8 protein-coding genes are annotated in these 16,427 nt (G+C 49.3%); all 8 read left to right on the top strand.

Going from position 1 to position 16,427, the window contains the following annotated elements; genetic code table 11:
- A partial coding sequence (locus AAC033_RS10450) for a hypothetical protein (protein ID WP_339737794.1) occupies positions 1-678 on the top strand: 678 nt, incomplete at its 5' end.
- A 189-nt stretch (positions 679-867) separates the two neighbouring features.
- Positions 868-2,145 (top strand): hypothetical protein, encoded by a 1,278-nt coding sequence (locus AAC033_RS10445; RefSeq protein WP_339737792.1) that lies wholly within the window; start codon positions 868-870, stop codon positions 2,143-2,145.
- A 7-nt stretch (positions 2,146-2,152) separates the two neighbouring features.
- The gene (locus tag AAC033_RS10440) at positions 2,153-3,028 is read left to right on the top strand and encodes a tetratricopeptide repeat protein (RefSeq protein ID WP_339737790.1); all 876 of its coding nucleotides are present in this window, start codon (positions 2,153-2,155) and stop codon (positions 3,026-3,028) included.
- A 383-nt stretch (positions 3,029-3,411) separates the two neighbouring features.
- Entirely contained in the window at positions 3,412-4,632 is a 1,221-nt protein-coding gene (locus AAC033_RS10435) for an oligogalacturonate lyase family protein (RefSeq protein WP_339737788.1), read from the top strand.
- Positions 4,633-4,671: 39 nt separating this feature from the next.
- Entirely contained in the window at positions 4,672-7,536 is a 2,865-nt protein-coding gene (locus AAC033_RS10430; RefSeq protein ID WP_339737787.1) for a glycosyl hydrolase, read from the top strand.
- Between the two features lie 2 nt (positions 7,537-7,538).
- The gene (locus tag AAC033_RS10425; RefSeq protein WP_339737786.1) at positions 7,539-9,683 is read left to right on the top strand and encodes a hypothetical protein; all 2,145 of its coding nucleotides are present in this window, start codon (positions 7,539-7,541) and stop codon (positions 9,681-9,683) included.
- Between the two features lie 111 nt (positions 9,684-9,794).
- A complete protein-coding gene (locus AAC033_RS10420) occupies positions 9,795-12,704 on the top strand; it encodes a glycoside hydrolase family 2 TIM barrel-domain containing protein (protein WP_339737785.1) in 2,910 nt (969 codons plus the stop codon).
- 6 nt (positions 12,705-12,710) lie between these two features.
- Complete coding sequence (locus AAC033_RS10415) at positions 12,711-16,412, top strand: DUF4450 domain-containing protein (RefSeq protein ID WP_339737783.1); 3,702 nt, start codon at positions 12,711-12,713, stop codon at positions 16,410-16,412.
- Positions 16,413-16,427: the final 15 nt, after the last annotated feature.

Below are 16,427 nucleotides of genomic sequence, written 5' to 3'. Positions count from 1 at the left end.
CAGTATTTAATTCGTCCTACGACCTATGCTATGAGCAAGTATAGCGACAGTGACCGAAGAGGCCGGTATACAAACTTTCTGAACCAGGATGGAGACACTGTGGTTGGGAAATACCATAGCAACTATCGTTGGAGACAGCCCTATCAGAGTGATGCCAGTATTCCAATATACCGGGCACACGATTTGCATTTCTGGCTGGCCGAGGCCGAAAACCATTTGGGTAACTGGGATCCGGCAGGTGCACTGCTGAACGGAGGTGTGCATGGAAGGTTCCCTGCTGGTTTAATAGACACTACCATTACTCAGACCGGAAATGACATCAAGCAGTGGGATTTACGCTACCAGACTTTTATGGAAAACTCCAGCTATTATAACATTGGTATTACTGGCATTGTCAATGGCGACTTTCACGAATTGCCTGACCCTACCGCCGAGGATTATGATATGACCGAAGAAGAGCGCATTAAAGCTTACGATTTGGCTCTTTTGGATGGTATGTTGTTGGAATATCCCGCGGAGGGGCGTGTGATGGGAATGTTGTATCGCATGGCTAAACGCTACAACGACATGTCGATTATTGCCGACCGTGTCGTGCCGAAATATCCTCAATCAATGCAGGAATCCATTCGAGCTAAAATTATGGATGGTGGTTTTTTTATCGACTACGATCTGCAATAAAACGAGGTTGACTGAAATGGATTAAGATTGGTTTGGCAGCCCGGAATTACTCCAGGCTGCCAAATCCGTTTCATTTAGGTTCCGGATATTCGGGCCATGAAAACATCGAACGATGATATAAAATGCGCTACCTTGTTTGTTAATAGGATCGCGCTTTTTTACAGCCATTCTAAAAATTCAATTAGAATCATGTCTACATTCAAAATTTTGCTTTTGTTTTTATTGACAAGTCTTTCTGTTTCTGCTCAAACTCCGGCTTTTCCCGGAGCTGAGGGTTTTGGCAAGTATGCCAAAGGCGGACGGGAAGGTGAAGTTTACATTGTCACCAACCTGGATGATTCCGGGCCGGGTTCATTTCGTGACGCGGTTAGCCAACCCAACCGAACAGTGGTATTTGAGGTTGGCGGAGTGATCCATTTACAGGATCGTCTTATTTTTTCGGAAAACCTGACCATTGCTGGACAAACCGCCCCGGGCGAGGGTATTACGCTCAGTGGAAATGGCGTATCGTTCACCAATGCCAACCATATGATTTGTCGTTTTATCCGTATTCGTACAGGTAAGGCGGCCGGAAAAGGTGTCGATGCTGCCACCATCTACCAGGGGCACGACATGATCTTTGATCACCTGTCGGTTTCGTGGGGAACGGACGAAAATTTTTCGGTCAGCTCCATGAAGGTGGTGGATGGGCCAGTGCGGGTAACCATTCAAAATTCGATCATTGCACAAGGCCTGCAGCCCCACTCCTGTGGTGGGCTGGTACAAACGGAGGGCGGCACCACCATGCTCCGTAACCTATACATCGACAACCATACCCGTAACATCAAGATGAAGGGCCGTAACCAGTTTGTGAACAACGTGGTGTACAACTGGGGAGGCGATGGCTACATTCTGGGTGGTGGATCGCAGTATAAATCGAACGCAATTATAACCGATAATTATTTTATTACCGGGCCTGACACCAAAGGCAAGCCTTTTACACGGGGCAATGAGAACTTTTCCATTTATGCGAAGAACAATCACTTTGATCATGACCAGAATGGAGAGCTGGATGGAACTGTGCTGTCGAAAGAAGCTTATGGAATTGTGACTTGGTTGGAAGAACCTGTTCCCAATTTCCCGGAGTTGGAGGCCGCGCCGGCTGAGCTTGCATTGAAGCAAGTGTTGGCAAGTGCCGGAGCCAGCTTCCCCAAACGCGATGCGGTGGATCGATTGCTGATGAAAGAGCTGGGGTCGTACGGTAAAAAAGGGAAAATTATAGCCGACGAGAGTGAGCTGCCTGTCAGCATTACCAAGAAGCAATGGTCGCGAAATTCCGCACTTGATGCCGATCGCGATGGCATGCCCGACAAATGGGAACGGAAGATGGGACTTGATCCATCCGATTCAACCGATGGCGGGGACTACAAACTGGATGAGGAATACACGAACCTCGAAGTTTATCTGAATGGGTTATTAATTAAATAGACACAAGATGAAGAAGTTAATTGGTACTATTGTTATGATAGGTTGTTTGTGGAGCCTGTCCGGACAGACACCCGAAGTGCTAAAAAGCGACGGAATCAGCGCCGAAACACAAGAACAATATGAAGCCGCAGCCCAGGCTTTTGAAGCTGCGGCAAAAGCTTTTCAGGCACAAAATATCGTTGACACGGTCTGTATTTATCATGCTGGCGCCAACTATGCCCGGATTGATCAGCACGAAAAGGCCATCCCGTTCCTGCAGGAATGTATTGAGTTAAAATACAATGAGGGCAAGGCTTCCCGCTTGCTTTCAGATGCATTCTTCAGTTTGAAAGATGTGGAAAAGGCCGAAACCGTTTTGTTGAAAGGAAAATCAAGTGTCCCCGAGGAAGAATTTGAGTTCGACAAAAAGCTGGCCTATTTGTATTTCAATTCAGGACAGTATGAGAAATCGGCCGAAGTTTTGGAGACGGTCATCACGCAGGCTCCGCAGAATAAAAATTATCTGTATCTGTATGGGTTCTCGTTGGAACGAATCAAGAAATACAAGGAGGCGATGGCGGTTTTTGAAGAGATGCAGCAACTATTTCCTGGTGATAAGCGGGCAAGAAAAATGAGGGGAATCGTCTTGTTTGAGTTAACCGATGAACGGAATACGCGCGAGGTTGAAAATTATGAGTCGAACAAAAATGCCAAGTTGGAGGATTACATTACCACCAAGAAAAGGCTCGAGAATATTAATGCGGGGTATGAAAAAGCGCGCTTACTGTTGGAAGAATCTTTGAAAGATTACCCGAATGACAAACAGATTATCCACACGTTGTATAAAACCTACAAAAAGCAGTTTAAGGAAGAAGAGGCTGCAAAAATGAAAAGCCGCTTGTAGCTGGATTTCAAGATGGCTTTTAGCATTCGGGTTTAGCTGATGACTGAAAGCTTTCTTGTCTGCGATCATGAAAATGATAGATCAAACGAGATCGACATCGTCGCTTTGTTTGGTGATTTGAACGCTTGAAAATGTCAAGCAATTCGCACGGGAGGAAATTCACTGTCTGTTGTGAATATTTTTGCGCAATACGTTGTCTCTGATAAAAACAGTTTGTCCCGGTAATTACGTACAAAATTACAGGTGGAAATAAGCTTTCGTCGCCATCTTTGTGAAACAAACTTAAAAGCCGTAAAAGTTCTGAGGAATAATTCGGCTAACCGATGAAATTTAAACTAACCGAAAACTGAGCAAGCAAGCCCGGTTTTCACTAATCGAACACCATGAAACGAATCTTGCTTTACTTCACATCAGTGCTGATCTTGGCTATTTCGAGCCGGGCGCAAGACCTACCGGTTGTTGAAACCGGTTCGAAAACGCCAATGCCAGAGGCTTGGATCGATAAAGATACCGGACATAAACTCATTCACCTTACCGCGCGTGAGGGCGATAATCGTAGCTTTTATTTTCACAATAATCCGTTTCTTCCGGCCACTGGCGCCGAGAACGAAAAGATGATTTTTTACGGCCTAGTGGACGGTGAACGGCAACTTTTTTCGGTTGATTTGAAAACCCGTGAAACCGTGCAGCTCACCAATAAGAAAGGGGTGTCGGGCGAAATAGTCGGGAAAAACACACGCCGTGTTTTTTATCAGTGCGGCGACAGCGTTTTTTCAACCGGAGTAGACGACCGCAAAACCCGGCTGATTTATGTTTTTCCTGATAGTATCCGGGCGAATATCACCACCCTCAACGCGGATGAAACCCTGCTGGCAGGTGCCGTTAGCTCTCCCAAAGAACAGGATCTTTTCCGGCAGAACCCAAAAAAAAGCGACTACTTCACGGTAATTTATGAAGCACGCCTTAGACGTTCGCTCTTTACCATCGCCGTGGCAAGTGGGGAATTCAAAAGCATTTATTCTGAAAACGCTTGGCTCAACCACATCCAGTTTTCACCAACAGAGCCCGAGTTGCTGATGTTTTGTCACGAAGGTCCTTGGCATAAAGTAGATCGAATTTGGACCATCAACATCAATGGTGGTGAACCACAGCTGATGCACAAACGAACCATGGACATGGAAATTGCCGGACACGAGTTTTTTAGTCCTGATGGAAACCGTATATGGTTCGACCTGCAGTTGCCACGGGGCGAGACATTCTTTTTGAGTGGAGTAGATGTGAAAAAAGGCGAAGAAAAACGCTATTCCCTTACGCGCGATGAATGGTCCATTCACTTCACCCTTTCGCCCGATCAAACCCTGTTTGCAGGGGATGGTGGCGACCCGGGGCAGGTGGCCAAAGCCAGCGATGGCATGTGGATTTACCTGTTTCATCCCGAAAACGATCGTTTTCGGTCACAACGCTTGGTTAATATGAAGCATCACGATTACCAGCTCGAACCGAATGTTCATTTTTCGCCTGACATGAAATGGATCATCTTTCGAGCCAATTTTGAAGGTCATTCGGATATTTATGCTGTTGAGCTGAGACGCTCAGTTCAATAATTTGTGGGTATCTTAGAAGAAATGAAAAAACAAACGTTTATGACAACACGAATAGGTAAAACAAAAACATTTCTTTGGAGCTATGGGGTCGCCATTTGTTTGCTGGTTGCGCTGGTGGGCTGCAGCACCGGAAAAAGTGGTACGGAGGTGGAATGGCCTGAAATCACAAACGAAACCAAACCCTGGACACGCTGGTGGTGGCATGATAGCGCGGTTAATCCAACCGACTTGACATCCAACATGGAAGAACTGGAAGAAGCGGGCTTTGGCGGCTTGGAGATCACACCGATTTACGGAGTGAAAGGCTACGAAGATCAGGCTCTGCTTTTTCAATCCGCCGAATGGATGGATGCGTTGGAACATACATTGAATGAAGGGAAGCGCCTGGATTTGGGCATCGACTTGGCAAACGCATCCGGCTGGCCTTTTGGCGGTCCATGGATTTCAGCCGATGACGCGTGCAGGAATGTGCAGTTCAAACAATACAGCCTGAAAACCGGGCAGCGGCTGAATGAAAAAGTGACCTACATGCAGGAACCATTAATTCGAGCTGTTGGGCGCCGCGTGGATATTTCCGAGGTGAAATTCCCGATCAGCAGCAATACCAATTTAAACGAGCTGGCACTCGATCAGATACGGTTCGAGAAGCCGCTTCCACTGCAAACGCTGATGGCTTACAGCGACGCGGGTGAAGTTCTTGAGCTCACTTCCCTGGTTGGTTCCAACGGCCAACTCGACTGGCAGGCGCCCGAAGGCAACTGGAAATTGTATGCTGTTTTTCAAGGGTGGCATGGCAAAATGGTGGAGCGTGCCGGACAGGGTGGCGAAGGCAATGTGATTGACCATTTCTCAGAGGAAGCGACGCGTCAATTCCTGAAAGACTATGATGACAAAGCTGAGGGCCGTGATTTATCAAGCTTGCGCGCCTTTTTTAACGATTCCTACGAAGTGGACGACGCCAGTGGTGAAGCGAACTGGACGCCCCGATTTTTCGAAGAATTTGAAGCCCGTCGTGGTTACGATCTGAAGGACTATTTGCCAGCTTTGTTTGGCAAGGATTCCGAAGAGAAGAACAGCCGGGTGCTTTGCGATTATCGCGAGACAATCTCGGATTTACTGCTGGACGAATTTACCAAAGTCTGGGCGGGTTGGGCTGAGTTGCACAATGCGGTCATCCGTAACCAAGCGCATGGTTCGCCTGCCAATATTCTGGATTTATACGACGCCAGCCACATCCCCGAAACCGAAGGGCTCAACCCCATGCGGATCAAAATGGCAACTTCGGCCGGCCATGTTTCGGGCAAACCGCTCATAGCCTGCGAGGCTTCGACCTGGCTAGATGAGCATTTCCTGGCCAACTTGGGCGATGCCAAACAAAATTTCGACCGCTACCTGGCACATGGCGTCAATCATATTGTGTATCACGGAACGCCATATTCACCCCAAGGAGAAGAATGGCCGGGCTGGTTGTTTTATGCGGCCGTGCATTTCGCACCGACCAATTCCTGGTGGCCCGATATGAAAGCGCTGAACGACTATGTCACCAATTGCCAGTCGTTTATGCAGAAGTCCATCCCGAACAACGACATTTTGCTTTATTTCCCCATTTACGACACTTGGTCGCAGAAAGGGCGCAGCATGCTCGCGCACTTTGGAAAACCGCAGGAACCGCTAACCCAGGAGCTCAGTGAACTATTCCTTAGCAAGGGTTACCCGTTCGACTACATTTCGGATAAGCAAATCCAGAAACTAACGGCTCAAAACAAACTGATTAAAGCGCCGGGCGCTACTTATAAAACCATTGTTGTGCCGAAGTGCGAACACATGCCTTTGGCAACCATGGAGAAATTGCTTACGCTGGCTGAAGCCGGTGCGACGATCGTGTTTCAGGAACAGCTGCCGGTTGACGTTCCTGGGATGGGCGACTTAAAAAATCGTCAGCAAGCTTATGAGGGGCTGGTAAAATCCATGGAGTTTAATCCAGTGATGGATTTGTCGGTTTTTAGCACCGGAGATGGCAATTTTCTGCTGAGCGATGACATGGAGGCGATGCTGGAGATGGTGGATGTTTATCCTGAAGAACTCGCACAGCTTGGCTTGTGGTACAATCGGGTGAAACGCGTGGAAGGAACCTGCTATTTTATTACCAACTGGAGCGACAAGCCCGTCGACCAGTGGGTAACTTTACAGACTTCGGGAGAACATGCGGCTTGGTTTAACCCCATGAACCGGGCAAAAGGTAAAGCTAGTATTCAGAAAGGCGATGAAAATCAATCGCAGGTTTATTTGCAGCTAGCGCCAGGCGAAACCCTCATCCTGCAATGGTACCCCTACAAGGTTCAGCTGGAAGGTTATCCGATGGTGACTGCTGCTTCTGAAAAAATTGAATTGAATGGCGAGTGGACGGTAGCCTTTGAAAAGGGCGGACCAAGCTTGCCGGGTTCATACCAAACCACTACTTTGACTTCGTGGACCGAACAGTCAGATGAATTGAAGAAATTCTCGGGAACCGCCAGCTACCAAATTTCATTTGACAAACCACAAGCAGAAGCTTCCGCTTACTTGCTCGATTTGGGTGAAGTGCATGAGTCAGCCTCGGTTTATCTGAATGGAGAGAAACTGGGAACATTGGTTGGGCCAACGTATCAGATAAAATTCGAAACTAGCCTGTTGAAAGAAACCAACGAGTTGGAAGTGAAGGTGTCGAATCTGATGGCAAACCGCATCATAGACATGGATAAAAGCGGTGTCAATTACAAGAAATTTTACAACATCAACTTTGCCGCAAACAAGCGTGAGAACATTGGTCCGGATGGGGTGTTTACCGCTGCCCATTGGGAGCCGCTCCCCTCAGGATTGCTTGGCCCGGTAAGTTTAACACCCCTGAAACTCAAAAAACGGTAAGCATGAAGCAACAAACTTTTCTTTTATCGATCTTATCTGTTATTGTGCTGGCAAGTTGTCAAACAAAAAATGAGCCTGAAAAAATTGACCGGCATAGCGTGGTGACGCGCAATAATGTGTTAGTTGAAGGCTTCGACTCGCTGGCTTCACTTTCAGTCGGAAATGGTGAGTTCGCCTTTACTACTGACCTGACCGGGCTGCAAACCTTTTACACCGACTACGAAAATGGCGTACCGCTGGGCACGCAATCCAACTGGGGCTGGCATACCAACCCGAATACCGAAGGTTACGATCGCTCCGAAACGCTCAAGTATTTTGAAGTGGAAGGCCGGCAAGTACCATACCGTCATCAGCTTAAAGACGATCCTAGAGTGGAAGCGGCCTGTAACTACTTCCGCGAAAACCCACACCGCTTACATTTGGGGATGATTGGTTTGGTGCTGACCAATTCCGAAGGTGAAACTGCCCGATTGGAAGATATTAAACAGGCGAAACATCATTTGGACATGTGGACGGGAAAAATCAGCAGCGAATTTGAATTCGACGGAAAGCCTGTGAGGGTGGAAGTTTTTTGCCACCAGGAACAAGATCAGATTTCAGCTAGAATTGAATCGCCCTTGATCGCTGAAGGAAAACTGGCTGTGCAATGGAAATTCCCGTTTGGAGTGGCCGAAAACACGCATGAAGGCTACGACTTTGATTCACCCGAAAAACACCAGTCGGTGTTAAGCGAACCGTCAGCCAATCAAGTGCTCATCAATCGCACGCTGGACGACGACCAATACGAAGTGGCCATAGCGTGGAAAGGTTCCGGTTCTGTTGCGAAAATTGACGAACATCAGTTTGTACTTCACCCCGGAGAGCAAGAAGTATTTGAATTCAATTGCTTGTTTGCACCGGAAGTTGGAGGAACAGCTTTGGCTGATTTCGAATCAACCAAGGCAACCAACCAAAAGGCTTGGCTAAATTATTGGAAAAACGGCGGCATCATTGATTTTTCGGAATGCACGGACCCTCGGGCACGAGAATTAGAACGGCGCACCATCCTTTCGCAATACCTGACCAAGATACAAAGTACCGGTTCGTTGCCTCCCGCCGAAACGGGATTGACCTACAACAGTTGGTACGGCAAATATCACCTGGAAATGCACTGGTGGCACATCGCCCATTTTCCACAATGGAACCGGGAGCATCTCATCGAAAAACAACTGGACTATTACAACGATTTATACGCACAGGCTTTGCAAACCGCACAAGACCAAGGATACGAAGGTGTCCGCTGGCAAAAAATGCTGGGGCCCGATGGCGAGAACAGCCCTTCATCGGTCGGTTCCTACCTGATTTGGCAGCAACCTCATATCATCTGGCTTGCCGAGCAAATGTATCAGGCTGAACCAACGGAAGAAACGTTGAACGAATACAAAGACCTGGTCTTCGCCACAGCCGATTTTATGGGCGACTTTCCGGTTTGGAACGAGGAAAAGCAGCAGTACGATCTGGCTCCGCCACTCATTCCGGCGCAGGAGCATTGGTCGCGCGAAACCACTACCAACCCACCATTTGAGCTGGCCTATTGGTACTGGGGACTGACAACCGCCCGGAAGTGGCAAGATCGTTTGCAACTGGAGCCGAATGATCAATGGGAGGATGTCCGGCTTAAACTGGCTGCTCCCGACCAGGCTGATGGGGTTTATCTCGGAATTGAAGGTGCGACCGAATCGTACACCAACATGGAATTGATGGAAGATCATCCAGTGGTTTTGGGTGCTTATGGCATCTTGCCGGCCTGGGACAAGCTGGATCCCGAGGTGATGCGCACAACCATGTATCGCATTGCCGAGCGTTGGGATTGGCCTTCGACCTGGGGATGGGATTACCCCATGGCCGCCATGTCGGCAGTCAGGCTGGGAGAGCCGGAACTGGCTTTGGAGTTTCTGCTGAAAGATGTTCAGAAAAACACCTACCTGCGCAACGGGCACAATTACCAGAGCGAACGCCTGCGGATATATTTACCGGGCAACGGTGGCCTGCTGACTACCATAGGCATGATGTGTGCCGGTTATGAAGGTTGCGAAACGGAAAACCCGGGATTCCCCAAAGATGGGAAGTGGAAGGTGAAATGGGAAAATATCAACCCGGTGTTTTAATTAGAGCTAAACAATTAGGCGCGTTTACCAATGCTTGTTGATAAAGAACCGGTTTCATGCGCCGCATCACGATGACAATTTGAAATCCGTGAAAAGAAAAGACAATAGATTATGAGCTACCCAAAACAACTACTGACAATCGCATTAATTTTGCTGGCTGGATTTATGTCCTGGGCTTCTCCCCAACAAAAGGAAATCCAATACCTTTCCGGAACGGATAACGAGAACACGGTTACCTGGGATTTTTATTGCACTTCGGGGCGAAACAGCGGCTTCTGGAGTACCATCGAAGTTCCTTCGCACTGGGAGCAGCAGGGTTTTGGCGAATACGACTATGGACGCGACTACCGGACCTATGGCAAAAAGTTTAAGTTTTCGGATGAAACGGGAATTTACAAACACCGGTTTGCCGTTCCGCAGGATTGGAAGGAAAGAACCATTTTTATTGTTTTTGAAGGGTCAATGACCGACACGGAAGTGAAGGTCAACGGCGAGTTGGCCGGTCCGGTTCACCAAGGATCGTTTTACCGGTTTCGGTATGATATTTCCGATAAACTGAAAGCCGGGCAGGAGAACGAACTGGAAGTGACGGTTCATAAAATGTCATCCAATCACTCCGTGAATCGTGCCGAGCGTTTTGCCGACTACTGGATATTTGGCGGAATATACCGCCCGGTTTATCTCGAAGCTGTGCCCGAAGAATTCATCGACCGTGTAGCCATTGATGCCAAAGCTGACGGCAGTTTTTCAATGGACGTGTTTCCGGTGAACCTGGAAAAGAAACAAACGATTCTGGCTGAAATCTTCGATGCGGCAGGAAGCCGCGTGCAGAGCTGCGAAACCAAAATCGGTGCAGGTGATTCGCTGGTCACCATGACTTGTCAAGTGGCTCAGGCCAAGCAATGGACACCCGAAACTCCCCACCTGTATTTGGTGAAAGTAAGCCTGAAAAACGGAAACAAAACCAGTTTCGAGCTCAGCGAGAAATTTGGTTTCCGAACCATTGAAATCCGAGAAAACGATGGTATTTATGTCAACGGCACCAAAGTGAAAATGAAAGGCGTTAACCGCCATGTATTTTGGCCCGAAACCGGGCGCAGCGTTAATGCAACCATCGATTTGAATGATGTTCGGCTGATCAAGGAAATGAACATGAACGCCGTGCGTTGCGCGCATTATCCTCCCGATGAGGCTTTTCTGAATTACTGCGATTCGCTCGGCTTGTTTGTGATGAACGAGCTGGCCGGCTGGCAAAATGCTTACGACACGGAATCGGGGAGCAAACTGGTTCGCGAACTGGTGATCCGCGATGTGAACCACCCGTCGGTTATCTTCTGGAGCAACGGAAACGAAGGCGGAACCAACAAGGAGCTGGATGACCATTACGCCATTTATGATCCATCGAATCGGCCGGTCATTCATGCGCACCATCGTCCGGGTAACGATTTTAATGGGGTTGATTGCAACCACTACGAAACCTATTACAGTTCAAAAAAGATATTGGAAGGCGACTTGATTTACATGCCCACCGAGTTTTTACATGCTCAGGATGATGGCGGCGGCGCTGCTGCCCTTGCTGACTATTGGGAATTGTTCTGGCATTCGGAACGGGCAGCCGGCGGTTTTTCGTGGGTGCTGGCCGACGAAGGTTTAGTGCGCACCGACCTGGATGGCACGATCGACGTGAACCGCGTGAATGCGCCTGACGGACTGGTTGGCCCACACCGTGAAAAAGTAGGCAGCTTTTATGCCATGCGTGAAATTTACAGTCCGGTAAAAATTGCACTGGACAAACTGCCAGCCGGATTTGATGGCCGTGTTCCGGTAGAAAACCGGCACCATTTTACCAACCTGAAAGACATTCGTTTTCATTGGCAGTTGGTGAATTTCAGCTTGCCTGAAGAGCGGGGTGTCTATCAAAAGGTGATGCTGGAAGGGCAAGCTGAAAGCCCGGATGTTCCCCCGGTTCAAAAAGGAGAATTAAAACTGGAATTGCCGGAAGATTACCAACAATATGATGCCCTGTTGTTACGTGCTTTTGCTCCTTCGGGCGACGAGATTTATTGCTGGAGCTGGAAAACCGATGGCAACACCAATGCTGTGGTGCAGCTGGTTGAAAAGGAACTGAGAGAAGCTGAAAAGGAACGGTTGAAAAAGCTGAAGGCCCAGGGGATTGAGGAGGATAACATCCTGCCCATAGAGCAGCAGGCCGGCGACGACAAGCTGAGTTCGAAAGTGGAAGTGACTGAAAAAGACAGCTTGCTGACCATGAAAGCCTCTGGCATTGCGGTGACTTTTAATACGAACTGCGGGCTTTTGGTGTCGGTTCAAAACGATTTTGGCCTGCCCATTCCGTTTAATAACGGGCCGGTGCTGGTGAGCGGCGATACGGAATTGATTAGTGTTTCACATGAGGAAACGGTCCATGCCCATGTTGTAAAAATGACCTATTTGGGTGATTTGAAAGAAGTGAACTGGACGATGTACAACAGTGGCTGGCTGCAAATGGACTACGAATACCAGGTGGATGGTGGGCAGTACTTTACGGGTCTTAGTTTCGACTTTCCCGAGTCGGACGTGATTGGCGCCAAGTGGCTGGGCCGCGGGCCCACGCACGTGTGGAAAAACCGGCTACAGGGAGCTACGCTGGATGTCTATCAACGAATGTATAATAATACTTTGCCAGGAGATAATTCCTGGAAGTACCCACAGTTTAAAGGGTATTATGCCGATGTATCCTGGATGGAATTCAACACCGTGCATGGTAAGTTTACCATGGTTGCGCAGGAAGACGACCTGTTTGTCCGCCTGTTCGATTTCCATGGTATCTCCGGGCCCAAAAACTACCCGGCCTTGCCAACCGGGAACATTTCCTTTCTGGATGGCATTCCCCCGGTCGGAACAAAACTGGCGATGGGCATCAGCAACGACACGAAAAGCCTTGGCCCGGCTGGCGAGCTAAACGTGATGGAAAAACCCGTAAAACGAACCTTGTATTTTTATTTCGGACTACGAAACTAGCAGATAATGCGAAAACTTTTTGTAACCATACTGTTTACTGCAATCGTTTGGGGCGTTGGCGCGCAATCGATCGATCCTGCCCGTTGGTGGCAGGGGAAAGAGCGCGAACTCAGGTATAAGCCCGATGGCGAAGAGTTTGTCATTCATAACGGCGACAAACGCTTCACCCGGGCCATTTATGGAACCAACACCGGCTTCCGTTTCGAAACGAGTGATTTCCCCGAATTTGGGCTGTACATGCCCTATTTGGGCGGAAGTATGTACATGGCTATTTCCACACCTACGGAAAATCGCTGGGTAAAAGATCTGGAGTCAATCGAATCCCGCTTCAAATCGGGACAGCGTACCTATATCCTGAAAGACAAGAACTTATTGGGAGATGGCACGCTGTCTGTTGATGCCGTTGCCTTGTCCGACGGCGATGGTTTGGTGGCGCGTTATACCGCTGATAAACTGCCTGAAGGAACCAAAATACTATGGATTTACGGTGGGGCCAACAACAAACGGTATAGCCGCGAAGGCGACTTGGGGGCCGACCCGGAGGATAGTTTCTTCATTAAACCGGCCAATTGCCAGGGAAATGTTTTCGAAATAGCCAGCCATCAGGCAACCGTTTGGTATGGACATCGGTCCAAACCGGTTTCCGATGATGAAGCCTATGAAAATCCCGAAAGCAGGAAGAAATCGCCTGGCACTGCATCGGAGGTGTACGCCGATTCGAAAAGCGTTACCGCCACATTTCCCGTCGGTACGAACATTCGCGAAGCCGATGGCAACCAGATTGATGATCTGGAACAGTTGCTTCGGTCGGAGAAATCTTCCCGTCCGGTAATTATTGCCGAATACGAAATTGATGCGGAGCCGTTTTACTTCGAATTGCACAACCCGAAGAGCCGTGCGTCTTTTGCCTACAACGAACTGCCTGAGGTATTTAACAAGGGCGTGGCTTATCGTGAAAAGATTGCATCGACGCTGAAATTGCATACGCCCGATCCGTACCTGAATACCTTGGGTGGAATTTTCTCCGGGGCTGAGGATGCGGTTTGGGAAGATCCCGGCTATTTGCATGGAGCCATTGGCTGGCGAATGCCGCTCACCGGCTGGCGCGCTGCCTACCTGGCTGACCTGCTTGGCCTGCACGACCGGGCACGAACGCATTTCGACGGCTACATCAACTCGCAGGTAACCGATGTGCCGGTTAGCTTGCCGCACCTACAGGATGAAGAGCTGAATCAGGCGCGTGCCGCGAAAAAGTGGGGCACGCCGATGTACAGCAATGGCTACATCTGCCGGAGCCCCAACCGGACGGATATCATGCACCATTACGATATGAACCTGGTTTTTTTCGACGAACTGTTGTGGCACCTGAACTGGACCGGCGACATGGATTATGCCCGCGAAATCTTTCCGGCCTTGAAGCGGCACCTCTCCTGGGAAAAGAATACCTTTGACCCCGACAACGATGGCCTTTACGATGGCTATTGCAGTATTTGGGCTTCGGATGCCCTTCAGTACAATGGCGGAAAGGCAACTCATTCTTCAGCTTATAACTACCGGGCCAACAAAATGGCAGCAGAAATTGCAAAAATATTGGGTGAAGACCCTTCGACCTATGAGAATGAAGCGGAGCTGATAATCAGGGCCATGAACTGCGAGCTTTGGATCCCGGAGAAAGGCTGGTGGGCCGAATTCAAAGATAATATGGGCCACGGGATGCGGCACGACAATGCGGCAGTGTGGACCATTTATCATGCGATTGACTCCGATGTTCACGATCCGTTCAAAGCTTACCAAGCCACCCGCTATATCGACACGGAACTGACGCACATTCCGGTTTTGGCCAAGGGGCTGGAAGACACGAGCAATCAGGTGGTGGCCACCACCAACTGGCAGCCCTATATGTGGTCAATCAACAATGTGGCTTTTGCCGAGATCGTCCATACTTCGCTGGCCTACTGGCAGGCGGGCCGCCCGGACGAAGCGTTCAGACTTTACAAAGGGGCGCTGCTCGATGCCATGTACCTGGGTTCCGGGCCGGGCAACATTACCCAGATTTCGTTTTATGATGCCGCCCGCGGAGAAACCTACCGTGACTTCGCAGATCCGGTGTCTATGGGCGTTCGGGCGCTGGTGCAAGGGATGTACGGAATTGTTCCCGACCTGATGAACAACCGGCTGACCATCCGCCCCGGATTTCCTGCGGAGTGGGATTTTGCGGAGATCGAAACCCGGAATATGGTGTATTCCTTTAAACGCGAAGGAAGTACCGACAACTATACGATTAAGCCAGACCTTCCGAAAAAAAATATTCATCTATCGCTGGAAGTGAAGGCCCCGTTGAACCAGGTGCAATCCATTCGGGTGAACGGCCGCGAAACCGGATTTGAGTTGCTTGATGAATCCGTGCCGGTTCCGCGAATCAGGATTGATGCGGGAGTGGCGCCAGCTTACGAAATTGAAATCGAATGGGCAGGAGAGGAGCTGAATACCAAAAAAGTAACGGCTAAAATTGCGCGGGGCGAAAAGCTTCACCTGGAACTACCCTTCAAAGCTGAAAAAATATACGATCCGCAATCAGTACTCCAAAGTGCACAAGTTGGTAAGGGCGTTTTGAGCGGAACTGTGTCTTCCGCTGAAGGCAACAAAACTTTGTTTGTTCAGGTTTCGTCGGGCAAAATGAATTTCTGGCTTCCGGTGGAACTGGAGGTCGTTAAGCCTGTTGAAATTCTTAACCAGTCGGATTCAGAATCGCTTGCTTTTGATTTGGTGAATCATACCGATAAGCCGGTTGCCGGTGAGCTTTGGGTGAATGGCAACAACACCGGGATTGTGAAGATTCCCGCCCAAGGAAAAACGACACACCAGTTTTCTTCGCCGGTAACAACCCTGGGGACGAATAAAATTGAAGTGAAGGTTGGAAAAACGACGCATGATCTCTATGCCATCAACTGGAACATCGCCAATCCGGTTGCACAGGAGTATCGTACTGTTGTGATGGCGGATAGCTTTAACGAAACGGTGCGCGACATCTTCGCCTATGGAAAGTACCTTTCGCCGCGCTGGGAATACACCACGCTGCAGGTGCCTACGCAGGGGATGGGGCAGTGGTGCCACCCTAACGACCTGTCCATCATTGACGACAGCGGAATCCGCTCGCTAGCTGCGGCCAACGGCGGCACTTTTACCCTGCCGCAGGGTATTCCGTTTGCAACACCGGGAAGCGAGGATGCCAAGAACATTGTATTCACCACTTTGTGGGATAATTACCCGGCTTCGGTTACCCTTCCGCTCAGCGGCAAGGCATCAAAGGCGTATTTCCTGGTGGCTGCATCCACCTATCACATGCAGGCGTATGTGTTGAACGGACAAATTCGTGTCAGCTATGCCGACGGAACAGAGGAAGTGCTGGACCTGGTTTTGCCCGACAACCTGATCCCGCTCGATCAGGATTTGTTTATCGACGGCTGGGCGTTTTACACCCCGCAGCCTCGTCCGTGGCGAGTGCGTCTGAAAACCGGCGATGTGAGCAAATACCACGCCGGCGAGTTGGGCGGACGAATGTCGAATGACCCGATTTATGTGGACGGCGGAATGGCAACCTTGCTGGATCTTCCGCTCGATCCGGAAAAAGAATTGGTGTCGTTGACCTTGGAAACAATTGCCAACGAAGTGATTATTGGTTTGATGGGGGTAACCCTGAAACAATAAAATGAAAGTAATTGA

It is taken from the genome of uncultured Sunxiuqinia sp., from assembly GCF_963974515.1.
GTDB lineage: Bacteria > Bacteroidota > Bacteroidia > Bacteroidales > Prolixibacteraceae > Sunxiuqinia.
Note: the sequence above shows the minus strand (reverse complement) of the source record. Positions and strands in the feature narration are given on the sequence as shown.